Genomic DNA, 15,998 nt, shown 5'->3' with positions numbered 1-15,998 from the left:
GGCCTCCCTCAGCGCTTGATTCCGGGTGTCTTCATGGTTTCCCCGCTGGCGTGGGCGGCCATGTACATCGACAGCGCGATGGTCGCGTCGGAGGTGTAGACCGGTTCGGGGAAACGCTGCTGGCGGAAGCAGTCGTTCAGCCGCCACTGCATCGACCACATCTGGCCGGAGCTGACGCGGTAGGCCGGCCAGCTGCCCCAGCCGGCCGCCGCACCCTTCTGCCCCGGAATATAGGGGAGATCCTGCAGGCGGATGCGCGTGCCCTCCTGGCCGTGGCAGGTGGCGCAGGCGAAGTCGTAGGGGCCGCCCTGATAGTAGAACATCCGCTTGCCCAGGTCGTACATCGCCTGTTCCTTGGGATGCTTGGGCTTGACGGCGATTGCGTCGTCCTTGGACTGGCCGGAGACGTAGGCGGCGAGCGCGATCATTTCCTCTTTCGGCGGGGCGGTGAAGGAGGCCTCGACATAGGGCTTCGGGTCCTTGCCCTGCAGCGTTTCCATGCAGGTCAGCAGGCGCGATTCCAGGTCCTGGACACGGTCGGTGTCGGCGAAGTAGCGCGGAAGCTGGGCATAGGCGCCCTTGACCACGCCGGGGCCGAGGCCGAGGTCGCATTTTTCCAGCGAGGCCTTCTTCGGGCCGGCCGGCGTCTTCCACAGCTCCTCGCCGCTCAGCTCGAACAGTTCGGCGGGGTTGCCGTCCTGCAGGGCCTCGCGGTAGGCCTCGATGCCCTCCTGCGCCGCATCCTTCTGCTGGGCGTAGGCCGCCGTGGCGACCGCCGCCGACACCGCAAGGAACGCCGCAATCCCAACGCTTACGCGGTCCATCTTTCCCCCCCTCCCATCCTTGTTCTTGTCGGCCTTAGTCCCGTCCGCGCGTCAGGTGACGGTGGCCTCGTCGGTGCGGGTGTCGCCCTTGCTGTCGACCCATGTGACGGACACCTTGTCGCCCGCCTTGCCGCCCTTGACCTTGAAGGCGAGGTAGGGGTTCTTGGAAATCGACGGTCCCCATTGCGCCTGCATCACCGTCTTGCCGTCCAGCTTGGCGGTGACCTCGTTGATGAACCAGGCGGGGATGACCGTGCCGCTGGCGTCCTTGCGCTGGCCGGTCTCCATCTCATGGCTCATCAGCACCTTGATCTCGGTGACGCCATCCTTGGCGGAGGCGCGGATCTTCATCGGATTGCCCATGGTCTTCTCTCCCGTCCTGTCCGTTCAGCCGCCGCAGCCGCCGAGCGTCACCTTGATTTCCTTGGAGGCCGCGTAGAATTTGCCGTCGGCCTTGACCAGCACCATGACGTTGGAGGTCTGGCCCATCTTGATGCGGGCGGTGACCTCGGGGATGGTGTCCGGCCCCAGGTCGAAGGCGGCGGCCAGCATGTTGGGGTTCTTTTCCACCAGGATGGCGATCCGTTCGGTGTTGGGCAGCTTGCTGACCGCCTGGACCGGAACCACCGCCCCGTTCTCCGCGATGTCGGAGGCGATGATCTGCACGTCGCCGCTGTTGGCCGGTGCGCCGGCGCCCAGCGCCTTCAGCGCGTCGTCCATCGTCTTGGCGTCGAAGGCGGTCTTGTCCCAGTTGGCAAGCGCCACCCGCGGCACCACGAATCCGGCCGCCGCCAGCGCCCCCAGGAAGGTCAGTACCTGACGCCGTTCCATCGCTGCCTGTGTCATGAGAGATGCTCCTCCTCGGTCTCGTTACTTCTGCGGCGCGCCGGACAGGATCCAGGCGACCAGGGTCTTGGCGTCGTCGATGCTGAGGTCGTCCTGCGGCGGCATCGGCACGGCGCCCCAGGACCCCTCGCCGCCGGCCTTGACCTTGGACACCAGGGCGTCGGCGTTGTTCTTGCCGCGATAGCGGGCGGCGATCTCGCTGTAGCTCGGGCCGACGATCCGGGTATCGACCGCGTGGCAGGACAGGCAGCCGGACTTCTCCGCCAGCGCCAGGGCGGGGGAGGGGGCCTCCGCCGCCGCCGTGTCGGGACCGGTGCGCTGGCCGCGGACCGGCCCGAAGACGCGGTTCTGCTCGGCGATGTTGCCGTGGGCGCCGCGGGCATGCTCGGGCAGCTGCGAGGCCAGCTCGGCCTTCGGCTTGCAATTGGTCATGCAGACGGCGTTGGCGGTGTCGGGCTTGGCCGCTATGTCGGGAAAGTCGGGGCCGGGCCAGAGGGCGTGGGCGGTGGTCATGCCGTTGCGGTTCGGCATCCTCTGCTGCACGTCGCGGATCGTCGCGTCGGTCAGGGTGAAGTCGTCCGGGACGATCTCCGCGAGGTTCAGCAGATAGGCCAGCACGGCATAGACGTCGTCGTCGCTCAGCGACTTCGGCGCGTTCCACGGCATGGCGCGGCGGATGTAGTCGTAGAGGGTGGAGACGCTGGCGACCTTCATGAAGGTCGTGCGCGCCGGGAAATCGGTGCGCTTCAGCGCCGCGACATGGCCGGTCTTGATGTCCTCGGCGGTGGTGCCGCCGACCAGCGGGTTGAAGACGCTGTTGCTCTCACCGAAGGTGCCGTGGCAGCTGGCGCATTTCTCCTCCCAGATCTCCATGCCGCGCGACACGGTGCCGGAGCCCTTGGGCAGGCCGCTGAAGTCGGGGCCGACGTCGATGTCCCAGGCCTTGACCTCGGCCGGGGTGGCTGGACGGCCGACGGTGGAGGGACCGTCCGCCAGCACCGGCGCCGTCCATGCGAGCATCACGCCGAACGCGGACGCCAGGAGGGCCGCTTTACAGGATCTGGACATTGTTCACGTCCCCGCTTTCGGCGACCTGCCAGGTCTGGATCGCGTTGTTGTGGTAGATCGACCGCGTGCCGCGCACCGCGCGCAGCTGGCCGTAGGCGGGCTGGACGAAGCCGGTCTCGCCCATGGCGCGCGACTGCAGCAGCGCCGGCCGGCCGTCCCAGTTCCAGGGCAGGGTGAAGCGGGTCAGGCATTTGGACAGGACCGGTGTCTGCAAGGTCGCTTCGGTCCAGTTGATGCCGCCGTCGACCGACACATCCACCCGCTTGATGGCGCCCCGGCCCGACCATGCGAGCCCGCTGATGGTGAAAAATCCCTTGTCCAGCAACTGCTGGCCGCCCGACGGGCTGGTGATGACCGACTTGCATTCCTGGATGGAGGTGTATTGCCGGTGCTGGCCGTCGGGCATCAGGTCGATGTAGTGGACCGCCTCGTCCTTGGCGGCATAGGGGCGGTCGCCGACCTCGATCCGGCGCAGCCATTTCACCCACGAGACGCCCTGCACCCCCGGCACCACCAGCCGCAGCGGATAGCCGTTTTCCGGCCGCAGCATCTCGCCGTTCTGGCCGTAGGCGACCATCACCTCGCCGGACATCACCAGCTCGATCGGGATGGTGCGGGTCATCGACGACCCGTCGCCGCCCTCGGCGAGGATGAACTTGGCGGCCTTCAGGTCGGCGCCGCAATACTCCAGCAGCGTGCGCAGCGGCACGCCGGTGAACTCGCTGCAGGACAGCATGCCGTGGGTGTACTGCACGGTGGGGACCGCCACGTTGCCCCACTCCATGCCGGTGTTGGCGCCGCATTCGATGAAGTGCATGCGCGATACCGGCGGCAGCCGCATGATGTCGTCCATCGTGTAGACCCGGGGCGTCTTCACGAATTCCGGCCGGGAGCCGTTGATCATCAGCCGGTGCCGGGTCGGGTCGATGTCCTGCCAGCCCTGGTGGTGCCGCTCGAAATGCAGGCCGGAGGGCGTGATGATGCCGAACAGACCCTGCAGCGGCGCGAAGGACACGCTGGCGGCGGCCACTTGGGTCAGGCCGGGGCTTTGCCGGCGCACCAGTCCGCGCTCGTGCTTCGACGGCAGGCCGTAGGGGTTGGCCGCCACCGGCTGGCCCAGGCTGCTGCCCCAGGGGGTGGGTTTCAGGATGTCGGGATCGCCGGCCGTGTCGGCGGCGACGGCACCACGGCCGCCCAGCGTCGCCGCGGCGGTGGCGCCGGCCGCCGCCAGAAAGCTGGCGCGCAGGAAATCGCGCCGTCCCTTGCCGACCTGCCCGATCTCCTCGGGGGTCAGGAAGTTCTCGGGCGCCCGCCGCAACCGGCCGGACAGTGCATCCGCGCCGGGGACGAGCGGATCGGTTCGGGGAGTCGCCTCTCCCGTTGGCCGCAACTTGCTCATTTCCGTCCCATTTCCTTCCGGTTCGCTGCCGGTATCTTTGTCACGCAGATGGTACGTGCAGCGAACAGTCGCCGCCATCGGGTCGATTCCGGTGGCGACCAAGGGTAAACCCTTGCTTTCGGAGCGGAGACGCGGCCGGAGCCTTGATTCGCTTGATTGTTGCCTGATTAAACCCGGTCGCCGGGGGTCAGCGCCAATCGCGCGAGTTCGGCGACGGAGCGGGCACCCATCTTCTCCATCACCATCTGGCGATGGCCCTCGACCGTCTTGACGGAGATCGACAGCGCCGTCGCGATCTCCTTGTTCTGGCGGCCGTCGAGCACCAGGGCCAGCACCTCTCGCTCGCGGCGGCTCAGCTGGGCCATCCGCGCCTCGACCGCCTCGCGCCCGGCGCTGCGCACCAGCACCTCGCGGCATTTGCGGATGGCGGCGTTGATGGTGTCGAGCAGCGCCTGATCCTTCCAGGGCTTCTCGATGAAGTCCTCCGCTCCGCCCTTCAGCGCGGCGACGGCCAGCGGCACGTCGCCATGGCCGGTGACCATGATGACCGGACGCTTGCACCCCTGTTCCTTGAGGTGGCGCAGCAGCTCGATCCCGCTCATGCCCGGCATGCGGACGTCCAGCAGGACGCAGCCCGGCCGCAGCGGCGGGCGCAGGTGCGGCGAGGCGAGGAAGGCCTCGGCCGACGCGAAGCACTCGCAGGCAATGCCGACCGAGGCCAGCAGATACTGAACCGAACTGCGCATCGCCTCGTCATCGTCCACCACCAGAACCAGGGGGGCGTCGGTCATGTGTTTGTCTCCCGGACGGACGATGGGACGGACGATGATGATGCGGTTTCGCCGGCGGCCGGCGGCAGGGTGAAGCGGACGGCCAGCCCGCGCGGCACACCGGGCACCGCCCAGATGCGGCCGCCATGCCGTTCGACGATTGTGCGGCAGATCGACAGGCCGAGCCCCAGCCCGCCGGGCTTGGTGGTGAAGAAGGGCTCGAACATCCGCCGCCGCGCGTCCTCCGGCGCACCCGGACCGGAATCTCGCACCTCGATCAACACCATGCCGCCGGACAGCGCGGTCCGCAGCACGATCTCGCCGCCACCACCATTATTGCCGCTCCGCGTCGCCTCCACCGCATTCTGCAGCAGGTTCAGCAACACCTGTTGAAGCTCCACCTTGTCGGCCCTGACCTCGGGAAGCCCGTCGGCCGGCTCGGTGACGATGGACAGCGCCGGGTCCGGCGGCGCGCCGAACAGCGACAGGGTTTCCTCCACCACGGCGTTGACCGACAGGGCGGAGCGCTGGGCGTCGCGGCGGCTGACGAAGCCCCGGGTGCGCTGGATGATCGCCGCGGCCCGCTCCGCCTGCTCGGCGACCGACCGCGCCCCGGCGCGCAGCATCCCGAGGTCGGGCGTCGGGGCGTCGAGGATGCGGGTCATGCCCCCGGCGAAATTTCCGATGGCCGCCAGCGGCTGGTTCAACTCATGGGCGATGTTGCTCGCCATCTCCCCGACGATGCCGAGGCGGGAGAGCTGGTCGCGCTCCTCGCGCAGGCGCAGCGCGGTCGCTTCCGCGCGCTCCCGCTCGGCGATCTCGCGTTCCAGTTCGGCGGTGCGGCGGCGGACGAGAACCTCGACACGGGCGGAATGGACCACCCACCACAGCACCGCCGCGGCAGCGATCATCAGCCAGTGCCAGTTCTCGCTGAGAACCTCCTCCAGCGTCGGCGGGGTCTTCGGATAGGGTCCGATGTGCAGGGTGCGGAACAGCTCATGCACCGACGTGTAGTCGAGCGAGGCGGTCCAGGTCGGCCCCTGGGTTTCAGGCATGGTCAGCAGCGCCGCGGCGACGCGCCGGGCCAGATCGCGCGGCGTGTGCGCCAGCCGGGCGAAGGGCCAGTCGGGATACAGCCGCGACGACACCCGGCAGGGCAGCTCGCCGGGCGGCTTTTCGCCGACCACCGCGAACTCGTTCGGGGCGATGCGGCCCTGCGCCGTCATCTCCTCCAGCAGGCAGGCGCGCAGCACGCCGGCGTCGGCACTGCCGCGGCGTACCGCATCCACCACGCCTTCCATCGGAAAGCCGACCGTCGTCAGATCCGCCAGATCGGTGAAGGGGCGGACGCCGGCCTCCTCCATTTCGCGCCACGCGATCTGGAAGCCGCCGAAGGCGTCGGTCGACACCACCGCCAGCCGCTTGCCCTTCAGGTCGGCCAGCTTGCCGATCCCGGCCCGGTCGGCGCGGCGGATGATGGTCGACCCCACCGCGGCGATGGGAACATCCGGTGTCCCGGACTCCAGCGTCGCGATGCGCGTCACCGCGAAGCGCGCTTCCAGCGTGACATAGCTGCCGGGATTGGTGATGACGAAATCGACCTGACGGTCGGCGACGGCCAGCACCATGCCGGCGAGGTCGAGCGGCAGCATGACGAAGCGACGGTCGGGAATCGCGCGCTCCAGATAGGCCAGCGTCGGCTCCCAGTCGCGGGCCGCCCGCTCCGACCCGCGGTAGGCGAGCACGCCGACGCGCACGGTTTCCGCCTCCGGCTCCGCCCTGGCGGTGGTCGCGGACATCAGCACGACACATGAAACTATCAGCGACTTCCACATAATCGCCAGCATAGCCCGAAGGATTGCGGGCGGGCTACGGCATCGTGAACCACTTGCAGCGGCATCCCGGCCCTGTATATTAGTTACACCTAAATTAATGGTCTGGAAACCCTGTCGGACGCGCCGGCAGGTCCTCCGACCGCCCCTCCGACCGCCCCTCGCGCCTGCGGTGCCATGGTTGCGGGTGCGTAAATCCTACCGGAATGCTTGTAATGTCAGAGATTCTCACGGTTCTGTCCGGCTCCCTGGTCGGCTTCACGCTGGGCCTGATCGGGGGAGGGGGCTCGGTCCTCGCCGTGCCGCTGCTGCTTTATGTGGTGGGCGTGCCCAATCCCCATGTCGCCATCGGCACCGGTGCGCTGGCGGTTGCCGCGAACGCCTTTCTCAATCTGGCGCAGCATGCCCGGGCCGGTACGGTGAAGTGGCCGTGCGCGGCGACCTTCGCCGCCGCCGGCGTGATCGGTGCGCTGGCGGGCTCGACGGCCGGCAAGGCGGTCGACGGCGGGGGGCTGCTGTTCCTGTTCGCCCTGGTGATGGTGGTGGTCGGGGTGTCCATGCTGCGCGGCCGGGGCGGCGACGGCGATCCGGAGGTGCGCATCAACAAGACGATCGCGGCGCGCCTGATCGGCATCGGATTTCTCACCGGTGCGATTTCCGGCTTTTTCGGCATCGGCGGCGGCTTTCTGATCGTGCCCGGTCTGCTGCTCGGCAGCGGCATGGCGGTCATCAACGCCATCGGGTCGTCACTGTTCTCGGTGGGCGCCTTCGGTCTGGCGACGGCGGTCAATTACGCGATGTCCGGTCTGGTGGATTGGACGGTCGCCGGTCTGTTCATCGCCGGCGGCGTGGCCGGCGGTTTCCTCGGCATGAAGGCCGCGGTGAGGCTGTCCGCCCGCAAGGGAACGCTGACCCGGGTCTTCGCCGGGGTGCTGTTCGCCGTGGCCGCCTACATGCTGTACCGGAACGCGGGCGTGCTGGGCCTGCTTTGAGACATCGGCATCCGGGGGGGACGACCAGCCCCTTATATTGCTCCGCTTGAAGCCCCATTCTGTAAATGGTCATGCGGATTGGGGACGGCGTTCGCCGCGTGACGCTCCGACGCCAGGATCATCCAGGGGAGACGGGTCATGGCACATCTGGCAGACGCGGGCCGAAGCCCCCCTTCGGCGGCCGACGTCCCGTGGCACGCGCTGGACGCGTCCGCCGTCGCCGGGCAGCTCGACAGTCCGGCCGACGGGCTCAGCAGCATGGAGGCGGCGGCGCGGCTGAGGCGTTTCGGCCCCAACCGCCTGACCCCGCCGAAGCGGCGTCCGGCCTGGCTGCGCTTCCTGGCGCAGTTCCACAATCTGCTGATCTATGTGCTGCTGGCTTCGGGCACGGTGGCGCTGCTGCTGCGCCATTGGACGGATGCCGGCGTGATCTTCGGCGTCGTGCTGGTCAACGCGCTGATCGGCTACATCCAGGAGGACAAGGCCGAGCAGGCGCTGGAGGCGATCCGCAACCTGCTGTCGCCCCAGGCCGTGGTGCTGCGCGACGGCCATGCCGTGACCCTGGCGGCCGAGGCGCTGGTGCCGGGCGACCGCGTCTTCCTGGTCTCGGGCGACCGCGTGCCGGCCGATCTGCGGCTCGACCGCACCAAGGGCCTGCTGGTGCAGGAGGCGGCGCTGACCGGCGAATCCGTTCCCACCGTCAAGTCCGCCGCCGCCGTCGCCGCCGATGCGGCGCTGGGCGACCGCAGCGGCATGGCCTATGCCGGCACGATGGTGGTCCAGGGCCAGGGCACCGGCACCGTGGTGGCGACCGGTGACGCGACGGAGGTCGGACGCATCGGCCATCTGCTGGCCTCGGTGTCGTCGGTTGCGACGCCGCTGCTGGTGTCGATGGCGCGGTTCGGGCGCTGGCTGACCGGCGGCATCCTTTTGCTGGCGGCGGTCACCGTCGCCTACGGGCGGCTGGTCTGGGATGAGCCGTGGCAGGACATGATTTTGACCGCGGTCGGGCTGGCGGTTGCCGCGATTCCGGAAGGGCTGCCGGCGGTGATGACCATCACAATGGCGGTGGGCGTGACCCGCATGGCCCGCCGCAACGCCATCATCCGCCATCTGCCGGCGGTGGAGATGCTGGGCTCCGTCCGCACCATCTGCACCGACAAGACCGGCACCCTGACTCGCAACGAGCTGCTGGTGACCGACGTCGTGACCGCCGACGCGACCTATCGGGTCGGTGGCAGCGGCTATGCCCCGGAGGGGGAGATCGGCCGCGACGGCCGGGTGGCCGACCCGTCCGGGGAGCCGCTGCTGCTCGATCTGGCGCGCGCCGCGCTGCTGTGCAACGACGCCGCCCTGCACCGCGATCCGGGCGGCGAGTGGCAGCTGGCCGGCGACCCGACCGACGGCGCGCTGCTGGCGCTGGCGATGAAGGTTGGGCTGGACCCGGCGAGTGAAGCCCGGCGCACCCCGCGTCGCGACGCTCTGCCCTTCGAATCCGAACGGCAGTACATGGCGACCCTGCATCACGACCATGCCGGCCATGGCATCCTGGTGGTGAAGGGCGCGCCGGAACGGGTGCTGGCGCTTTGCGAACGCGAGAGGCACAGGGAGGGCACCGCACCGCTCGACCGGCGGCGCTGGACCGCCCTGACCGCCGAACTGGCCGGGCAGGGGCAGCGGGTGCTGGCGCTGGCGATGCGCCGCACCTCCATCGACCTGTCCGAACTGAACGCCGAGGATTTGCGGGAGGAGGGGCTGGAGCTGCTTGGCCTGTGCGGCCTGATCGATCCGCCGCGGGAGGAGGCGCTGGTGGCGGTCGCCGACTGCCGGCAGGCCGGGATCACGGTGAAGATGATCACCGGCGACCATGCCGCCACCGCCGCCGCCATCGGCCGGCGGTTCGGCCTTCCCGATGGCGTCATCAGCGGCCCGGAACTGGACCGGCTGGACGAGGCCGGATTCGCCGCCGCGGCGCAGGACAACAGCGTCTTCGCCCGCACCACGCCGGAACACAAGCTGCGGCTGATCGCGGCGCTCCAGGCGGCGGGCGACACCGTCGCCATGACCGGCGACGGCGTCAACGACGCCCCGGCGCTGAAGCGGGCCGACATCGGCGTCGCCATGGGCCGCAACGGTACCGAGGCGGCGAAGGAGGTGGCGGCGATGGTGCTGGCCGACGACAATTTCGCCTCCATCGTCCATGCGGTGGAGGAGGGGCGGACCGTCTACGACAATCTGCGCAAGACGATCCTGTTCATGCTGCCGACCAACGGCGCGCAGGCGGTGGTGATCCTGCTGGCGGTGCTGTCGGGCAGCATCCTGCCGATCACGCCGGTGCAGATCCTGTGGGTCAACATGGTGACCGCCGTGACGCTGGGTCTGGCGCTGGCCTTCGAGGCGCCGGAGTCCGGCGTCATGGCCCGTCCGCCGCGCCCGCGCGACGAGCCGATCCTGGTCGGCAGGCTGGTGTGGCGGATGGTGGTGGTGCTGATGCTGCTGGTGGCTGCCAGCTTCGGCTTCTTCCATTACCACCGGATGCAGGGCGACGGGGTGGAGATGGCGCGGACGATCGCCGTCAACGCCCTGGTGGTGGGGGAGATCTTCTTCCTGCTCAGCGCCCGCGGGCTGCGTGGCGATGCGGGGGGCCGGCTGGGGCTGCTGTCCGGGCTGGCCGGCAGCCGGCCGGTCTGGCTGTCCATCGCCCTGATGACCGTGCTGCAGCTGGCCTTCACCTATGCGCCGCCCCTGCAGGCCCTGTTCGGCACCGCCGCCGTCGGCGTCACCGCCTGGGTGGCGATGATCGCCGTCGGCGCCGGGCTTTTCGTGCTGATGGAGCTGGAGAAGCGGCTGCCGGCCGGGTGAACCCGCCTCACCGTTCCAGGACATACTGTCCCGGCGCCGGGCAGAGCGGCCCGAGGCCGCGCTTCGCCGACCCGATCGCGCGCGCCGCCACCGGCTCCGCGTCCGATTGCCGGTCCAGCCAGTCGGCCCAGGGGCGCCACCACGACCCGGTGGCGGCCGGCGTCGATTCCAGCCACAGGTCGGGGTCGACATAGCGGTCGTCGGGTCCGCGCTCGCTCATGCGGTACTGGCGGTCGGAACGGTCGGGGCCGGCGACGATGCCGGCATTGTGGCCGCCGTCGGTCAGCAGGAAGGTGATGGTCGTGTCGCTCTGCAGGTTGATCTTGTAGACCGACCGCCAGGGTGCCACATGGTCGCGCCGCGTCCCGACGGCGAAGATCGGCGCCCGGATGTCGGACAGGGCGACCGGGCGGCCCTCCACCTTGTAGCGCCCTTCCGACAGGTCGTTGCCCAGCAGCAGCTGGTGCATGTATTCCGAATGCATCCGGTAGGGCAGCCGCGTTCCATCGGCATTCCAGGCCATCAGGTCGGTCACCTCGGGCCGCCGGCCGCGCAGATATTGCTGGACCATTTGCGACCAGATCAGGTCGTTCGAGCGCAGCATCTGGAAGGCGCCGGACATCTGCGTGGTGTCGAGATATCCCGACTCCCACATGATGTCCTCCAGATAGGCGACCTGGCTTTCATTGATGAAAAGCATCAGTTCGCCGGCCTCGGTGAAGTCGGTCTGGGCCGCCAGCAGGGTGATCGACTTCAGCCGCCGGTCCCCGTCGCGGGCCATCGCCGCCGCCGCGATCGTCAGCAGCGTGCCGCCCAGGCAATAGCCGCAGGCATGCACGGGCGGCGGCGGGCCGTCTTCGGTGCCGCAGATCGCGCCGATGGCGTCGAGCGCCGCCATCACCCCCAGCCGGCGGTATTCGTCGAGGCCGCAGTCGCGCATCTCCGGCCCCGGATTGCGCCAGGAGATGGCGAACACCGTGAACCCGCGGCCGACCAGATACCGGATCAGAGAGTTTTCGGGCGACAGATCGAGGATATAGTATTTCATGATCCAGGCCGGCACGATCAGCACCGGTTCGGCATGGACCGATGCGGTCGATGGCGCGTACTGGATCAGTTCGATCAGTTCGTTCCGGAAGACGACGCTGCCCGGCGTCACCGCCACGTCCCGGCCGACCTGGAACGCATCGAAGCCCTTCGCCTGCTGTCCGGTCATCAGGCGCAGGGCGTCTTCCATCCAGTTCGCCATGCCGAAGGCGAAGTTCATTCCGCCGGTTGTGACGACCGTGCGCAGGGTTTCGGGATTGGTGAAGGGGTTGTTGGACGGCGCGGCGACGTCGAGAAGCTGACGGGCGACGAACGGCACGATGCGGGCGTTGGCCTGCGACAGGCCGGGAACGCCGGTGGTCGCGTTGTGCAGCCACTGCTGCGCCAGAAGGAAGGACTGGGCATAGAGCGAGTAGGGAAACTGCCGCCAGTCGGGATGGGCGAAGCGGCGGTCGCCCGGCAGCGGTTCGATGCAGGGCGGGGTGTCGCGCTCGATGGCCGCAGCCCCGGCATAGACCATCAGCCGCACCAGCTTGCGCACGGCCTTGTCGGCCAGGACGGCCTGCTTGCCCGGCGCATTGCCCAGATGCATCGCCCAGTCGGCAAAGGCCAGCGTTACCGCCGATGGCGAGATCGACAGGGTGAACCGCCCCTGCCACGCATGCACCAGCCGGTCGATGATCTCGCCGCTGAAGGGCAGATAGGGAAATCCATAGGCCGGGCTGCGCATCGATGGTCCGGGCATCGCCGTTCCGGGGATTGTCGTTCCGGGTTGGGAGGCCGGAAGTTCCGTCGGAACGGCCGCGGCGTCGGACGGGGTGGGGGCGGAGGGGCTGGGGGCGACAAATCGTCCGGCTTTCAACTGGGCCATCGGCATGGCTCTTCTCCTTGGCTTGGCAACCGTCTTGGCTACCGTCTTTGCAACGGTCTCACCCATCCCAGCAGCACAGGCAGAGCCCGGCCTTAACGTCGGTTAAGGCCGGCATCGGAAAGCCATGGCTGAATGGCGCCATACTCCCGATACGGTTGTACGGATGCCGTTCGGGGAGGCCGGCAATGGAGTGCGAACCGCCATTGACGAACTTCAAAACCGATAAAATGGGGAGACGGGCCATGGTCATCACCTTCGAAGACTGTGTCGGCATGAGCGGACTGACGAAGGAGGAGATCGACGCGATCGCCACGCACGAGCATCTGCCGGAGATCGTCGCCTCCGAACTGGGCAGCTATCTGGTCGCGACCGAAGCGGGGCAGGGCGAAATCCGCCGCATGATCGAGGACGACATCGCCGAGGCGAAGGCGCACGGCCAGCATGAACGGGCCGTGCTGCTGAAACTCGTCCTATGTCATTTCCTGCAGGAACATGTGGCGGCCCGCACCGTCAATCCCTGACGGACCGGGCCGCGCGAGATTCCGGGCGGGCACGGCCACTCCTGTCGGGCCGGCAGCGAGGAATTGCAGCGCCAACCCAACGGCCGGCTTTGTCCGGATCAAGGCCGGGTGACGTTTCGCCGGAGAAGACGGTCGACGCTGCGGTTCGCCCGGCTGATCGGGATCGCGAAGCCGATGCCGCTGTTGCCGACGGCCGATCCGATCAGACTGTCGTTGACCCCGACCAGCTCGCCCCGGAGAGTCACCAGGGCGCCGCCCGAATTGCCGGGATTGATCGAGGCGTCGGTCTGGATGAAGGAACCGTCGGGCTCGGTCGGATTGCGCGCGCCCAGCCCGCTGACGATCCCCAGCGTCGCGGTTTGGGCGAGACCGAACGGGTTCCCGATCGCCACCACGAAATCGCCCACGCGCAGATCGTCGGAATTTCCCAGAGGCACCGCCACGAGGTCGCGCGCCTCGACCTGGATCACCGCGATGTCGCCGGCCGCGTCGGTGCCGACGATGCGGCCGGGGAGGCTCCGCGCGTCCTTCAGCGTGACCGCGATCTCGTCAGCGCCATCGACGAGGTGGTGGGTGGTGAGGATGGTGCCCGTGGGCGCGTCGATGACGATTCCGGACCCTTGGACGAGGAACCGGCCCTCCTCCGGCCGCATGCGCTTCGGCAGGCCGAGCATGGCGCGGAATTCCGGGTCGCGGATCAGGGCCATTTCCTCGGCGGAGAACTGGCCGCTCGCCGCGATGCTGACCACCCCCGGCAGAACCCGCTCCAGCATGGGGGCGAGCGTGGGCATGGCGCTCTGCGGGATGGCATTCGGCGATTCGACGGCCCCGTTCAGGGCGCAGGCGCCGACGCTCGCCAGCACCGCCGATCCGATCGCCGTGCGTCGCACCAGATCGACGATCCGTTTTCCGGCCTGTCGAGACATGCGCTGCGCCCCCGCCTGATATCGCCGCACCTTCCGGCCGGCGCGGGACCCGCGCCGACAAGGCGAATCCGTCATTTGTCCTGTATGGTTTGGATGTAATAGACCAGCTCCAGGATCTTTCCGCGAACGACCTGTTCCGACCCCCAGGGCCAGAAGTCCTGCACCGATTCGGCCCTGAACGCCGACCCCCAGACCGGCATCTCCCGCGGGCCATGCGCCCCGATCCCCTCGCGCCCGTCGATCATCCCGTAGAGATATTCGAGCGGGAAGACGCCCTTGTTGCGCTCGCGGATGGTGGTCAGGTTCGCCGGCTTTCTGGTGAGGTAATCGGCATAGGGACCGTCGCCATGACCGGAGCGGCCATGGCATACCGCGCAGTTGGCGAAGTAGGAGGATTGGCCGATCGGTTCGTCGGCCTTTTCCATGGTCTTTTCGGAGCGCGATTGCGCCAAGGCCGGCGAGCACAGCGCAGCAATGCCCGCGGCCGCGACGATCCGGGCGAAGAGCTGCCCGCCGGACAGGGTAGGGTGCATGGTGCCCTCCATCATTGGTGTCCGGACACAATGGCAGGTGGCGGCGCGTGGGACCTTAACCGGGATTAATGCCGGGCCGATGAGAAGGTCCGATCCTGGCCTTGGGACCGTCTGGAACGCCACGGTCCCGTCAGCCGGAGGGATGGACCATGTACCGCAAGATCCTTGTTCCGCTGTCCAACGCGGCCGGCAGCATGGATGCCGCGCTCGACGCCGCCACCTTCATCGGCCGCATCTTCGGTTCCCGTGTCGAGGTGCTTTACGCGCGCCCCAGCCCGGAAAACCTGATCCTGGCGCTTGGAAGGGGCTTTGCCGGCACGGTGCTGGAGAACGCGCTGCGGGAGGTCCAGGCGAAGATCGCGCGGGATTGCGAGGCGGCACATGAGCGGATGCAAGGGCATCTCCGCCAAGCCGGCCACTCCCGGGATGAAGCCGCGGCGGCCGGCCGGGATCCGGAGATGGTCTGGCGCGAGGTCGAAGGACCGGCCGATAAGACGATCGCGATGGAAGGCCGCTTCGCGGACCTCATCCTGTTCGCCAAGCCAAAGCATGATGGCGTGACCGACAGCGTCTGGCGGTCGATGTTCGACGCCGCCCTGTTCGGAACGGCCCGCCCGGTGATCCTGACTCCCTTCTCGGCCGTGCGGCCCATCGGGTCGAGAATCATGATCGCGTGGAACGGGAGCCCCCAGGCAACCAGGGCCATGGTGGCGGCGCTTCCCCTGCTGCGCCATGCGCAGGAGGTTCTCATCGGAACGTTCGGGTTGGGGAACGACATTCAGGCCGATACGGAGCGGTTGCAGGACTATCTGCTGATGCAGGGGGTCGAGGCCAAGGCCGAACATCTGCCGGCGAGCCTGCGGGAGACCGGCAGCGTCCTGCTCGCCATGGCGGCCCAATTCGGTGCCGACCTGCTCGTCATGGGCGGGCACGGCCGCACCCGCTTGCGGCAGTGGACGTTGGGAAGCACCACGTCGCATGTGGTGGGGCTCGCCACCATACCGGTGCTGATGGTGCATTGAGGCTTGGTCGCGCCCGTCCGATGGATGATGGCCGTCGGATCGGGTGTCATTGAATCTGGGTGGAGGCGTTGCGCCAGACGCCCTCGCGCCAGCGGTCCGGCTGCAGTGTCGGAGACGGGAGGACTGCGGAGGAGGGCGCCGGCGTCTCGGTCATCTCCGCCAGATCGGCCAACCGCGGCCAATCCATGACGCGCAGGCGCCCCTTGGTGAACGACAGCAGTCCGGCGGCCCGCATCTCCTTCAAGGTCCGGCAGACATGAACCGAGGTCAGGCCGGTCGCGTCGGCGATCACCGTCTGGCTGATCGGGAGCGCGAACTCATCCACACTGTCGTCATCCACACAGGCGCCGGACTCCCGGCGCTGGCGTTGGCACAGCGCGACGAGGAGGCGGGCGACCCGCTCGGTCGCGGTGCAGGTGCCGAGCCCGCCCAGCAGACGCCAGTCCGAAATCGTCTCCGCCGCCAGAAGCGACCACATCCGCAAC

General features: G+C 68.6%; 15 protein-coding genes. 4 read left to right on the top strand and 11 right to left on the bottom strand.

Features of this window, described 5'->3' with window-relative positions:
* Positions 1 to 8: 8 nt before the first annotated feature.
* From soxA to TSH20_RS25350, 7 genes are all read right to left on the bottom strand, one after another.
* The gene (gene soxA / locus TSH20_RS25380; RefSeq protein WP_109156608.1) at positions 9 to 824 is read right to left on the bottom strand and encodes a sulfur oxidation c-type cytochrome SoxA; all 816 of its coding nucleotides are present in this window, start codon (positions 822 to 824) and stop codon (positions 9 to 11) included.
* A gap of 51 nt (positions 825 to 875) precedes the next feature.
* Positions 876 to 1,187 carry a thiosulfate oxidation carrier complex protein SoxZ gene (gene soxZ, locus TSH20_RS25375; protein WP_085083217.1) on the bottom strand — a complete coding sequence of 104 codons (312 nt, stop codon included), beginning with the start codon at positions 1,185 to 1,187 and terminating at the stop codon, positions 876 to 878.
* Between the two features lie 24 nt (positions 1,188 to 1,211).
* A complete protein-coding gene (gene soxY / locus TSH20_RS25370; protein ID WP_109156607.1) occupies positions 1,212 to 1,670 on the bottom strand; it encodes a thiosulfate oxidation carrier protein SoxY in 459 nt (152 codons plus the stop codon).
* A gap of 24 nt (positions 1,671 to 1,694) precedes the next feature.
* Positions 1,695 to 2,690, bottom strand: coding sequence for a c-type cytochrome (locus TSH20_RS25365; RefSeq protein WP_199232024.1), 996 nt, complete (start codon positions 2,688 to 2,690; stop codon positions 1,695 to 1,697).
* A 31-nt stretch (positions 2,691 to 2,721) separates the two neighbouring features.
* On the bottom strand, positions 2,722 to 4,137 hold the full coding sequence (gene soxC, locus TSH20_RS25360; RefSeq protein ID WP_109156605.1) for a sulfite dehydrogenase: 1,416 nt from the start codon (positions 4,135 to 4,137) through the stop codon (positions 2,722 to 2,724).
* 167 nt (positions 4,138 to 4,304) lie between these two features.
* Positions 4,305 to 4,928 carry a response regulator gene (locus TSH20_RS25355; RefSeq protein ID WP_109156604.1) on the bottom strand — a complete coding sequence of 208 codons (624 nt, stop codon included), beginning with the start codon at positions 4,926 to 4,928 and terminating at the stop codon, positions 4,305 to 4,307.
* The gene (locus TSH20_RS25350) at positions 4,925 to 6,706 is read right to left on the bottom strand and encodes a PhnD/SsuA/transferrin family substrate-binding protein (RefSeq protein ID WP_247871416.1); all 1,782 of its coding nucleotides are present in this window, start codon (positions 6,704 to 6,706) and stop codon (positions 4,925 to 4,927) included. Before TSH20_RS25350 ends, TSH20_RS25355 begins: the two co-directional genes overlap by 4 nt.
* A gap of 248 nt (positions 6,707 to 6,954) precedes the next feature.
* On the opposite strand from TSH20_RS25350, the gene TSH20_RS25345 reads away from it, so the two are divergent.
* Together TSH20_RS25345 and TSH20_RS25340 are read left to right on the top strand one after the other, a co-directional pair.
* Positions 6,955 to 7,731: a sulfite exporter TauE/SafE family protein gene (locus tag TSH20_RS25345; RefSeq protein ID WP_109156603.1), complete on the top strand. Its 777-nt coding sequence runs from the start codon at positions 6,955 to 6,957 to the stop codon at positions 7,729 to 7,731.
* A 138-nt stretch (positions 7,732 to 7,869) separates the two neighbouring features.
* Positions 7,870 to 10,593 carry an HAD-IC family P-type ATPase gene (locus tag TSH20_RS25340; RefSeq protein WP_109156602.1) on the top strand — a complete coding sequence of 908 codons (2,724 nt, stop codon included), beginning with the start codon at positions 7,870 to 7,872 and terminating at the stop codon, positions 10,591 to 10,593.
* Positions 10,594 to 10,600: 7 nt separating this feature from the next.
* On the opposite strand, the gene TSH20_RS25335 is transcribed toward TSH20_RS25340, so the two are convergent.
* A complete protein-coding gene (locus tag TSH20_RS25335) occupies positions 10,601 to 12,385 on the bottom strand; it encodes an alpha/beta fold hydrolase (protein ID WP_109156601.1) in 1,785 nt (594 codons plus the stop codon).
* A gap of 368 nt (positions 12,386 to 12,753) precedes the next feature.
* Between TSH20_RS25335 and TSH20_RS25330 the strand changes: the two genes are divergently transcribed.
* The gene (locus TSH20_RS25330; RefSeq protein WP_109156600.1) at positions 12,754 to 13,032 is read left to right on the top strand and encodes a hypothetical protein; all 279 of its coding nucleotides are present in this window, start codon (positions 12,754 to 12,756) and stop codon (positions 13,030 to 13,032) included.
* Between the two features lie 98 nt (positions 13,033 to 13,130).
* On the opposite strand, the gene TSH20_RS25325 is transcribed toward TSH20_RS25330, so the two are convergent.
* Entirely contained in the window at positions 13,131 to 13,958 is an 828-nt protein-coding gene (locus tag TSH20_RS25325; RefSeq protein ID WP_158282062.1) for a trypsin-like peptidase domain-containing protein, read from the bottom strand.
* A 71-nt stretch (positions 13,959 to 14,029) separates the two neighbouring features.
* The gene (locus TSH20_RS35080) at positions 14,030 to 14,491 is read right to left on the bottom strand and encodes a cytochrome c (protein WP_158282061.1); all 462 of its coding nucleotides are present in this window, start codon (positions 14,489 to 14,491) and stop codon (positions 14,030 to 14,032) included.
* Between the two features lie 149 nt (positions 14,492 to 14,640).
* Here TSH20_RS35080 and TSH20_RS25320 point away from each other — a divergent pair, with 149 nt between their 5' ends.
* Positions 14,641 to 15,513: a universal stress protein gene (locus tag TSH20_RS25320; protein ID WP_109156598.1), complete on the top strand. Its 873-nt coding sequence runs from the start codon at positions 14,641 to 14,643 to the stop codon at positions 15,511 to 15,513.
* Between the two features lie 46 nt (positions 15,514 to 15,559).
* Here TSH20_RS25320 and TSH20_RS25315 read toward each other — a convergent pair.
* On the bottom strand, positions 15,560 to 15,998 hold a 439-nt coding region (locus TSH20_RS25315), incomplete at its 5' end, for a helix-turn-helix domain-containing protein (protein ID WP_146207494.1).

Source organism: Azospirillum sp. TSH20 (genome assembly GCF_003115935.1).
Taxonomy (GTDB): domain Bacteria; phylum Pseudomonadota; class Alphaproteobacteria; order Azospirillales; family Azospirillaceae; genus Azospirillum.
This window is presented reverse-complemented; position numbering and strand designations above follow the sequence as displayed.

Bases quoted from the DNA above. Each gene is read 5' to 3' on its own strand.
- soxA (WP_109156608.1), bottom strand. From the start codon at position 824: ATGGACCGCGTAAGCGTTGGGATTGCGGCGTTCCTTGCGGTGTCGGCG.
- soxZ (WP_085083217.1), bottom strand. From the start codon at position 1,187: ATGGGCAATCCGATGAAGATCCGCGCCTCCGCCAAGGATGGCGTCACC.
- soxY (WP_109156607.1), bottom strand. From the start codon at position 1,670: ATGACACAGGCAGCGATGGAACGGCGTCAGGTACTGACCTTCCTGGGG.
- TSH20_RS25365 (WP_199232024.1), bottom strand. From the start codon at position 2,690: ATGCTCGCATGGACGGCGCCGGTGCTGGCGGACGGTCCCTCCACCGTC.
- soxC (WP_109156605.1), bottom strand. From the start codon at position 4,137: ATGAGCAAGTTGCGGCCAACGGGAGAGGCGACTCCCCGAACCGATCCG.
- TSH20_RS25355 (WP_109156604.1), bottom strand. From the start codon at position 4,928: ATGACCGACGCCCCCCTGGTTCTGGTGGTGGACGATGACGAGGCGATG.
- TSH20_RS25350 (WP_247871416.1), bottom strand. From the start codon at position 6,706: ATGTCCGCGACCACCGCCAGGGCGGAGCCGGAGGCGGAAACCGTGCGC.
- TSH20_RS25345 (WP_109156603.1), top strand. From the start codon at position 6,955: ATGTCAGAGATTCTCACGGTTCTGTCCGGCTCCCTGGTCGGCTTCACG.
- TSH20_RS25340 (WP_109156602.1), top strand. From the start codon at position 7,870: ATGGCACATCTGGCAGACGCGGGCCGAAGCCCCCCTTCGGCGGCCGAC.
- TSH20_RS25335 (WP_109156601.1), bottom strand. From the start codon at position 12,385: ATGCCCGGACCATCGATGCGCAGCCCGGCCTATGGATTTCCCTATCTG.
- TSH20_RS25330 (WP_109156600.1), top strand. From the start codon at position 12,754: ATGGTCATCACCTTCGAAGACTGTGTCGGCATGAGCGGACTGACGAAG.
- TSH20_RS25325 (WP_158282062.1), bottom strand. From the start codon at position 13,958: ATGTCTCGACAGGCCGGAAAACGGATCGTCGATCTGGTGCGACGCACG.
- TSH20_RS35080 (WP_158282061.1), bottom strand. From the start codon at position 14,491: ATGCACCCTACCCTGTCCGGCGGGCAGCTCTTCGCCCGGATCGTCGCG.
- TSH20_RS25320 (WP_109156598.1), top strand. From the start codon at position 14,641: ATGTACCGCAAGATCCTTGTTCCGCTGTCCAACGCGGCCGGCAGCATG.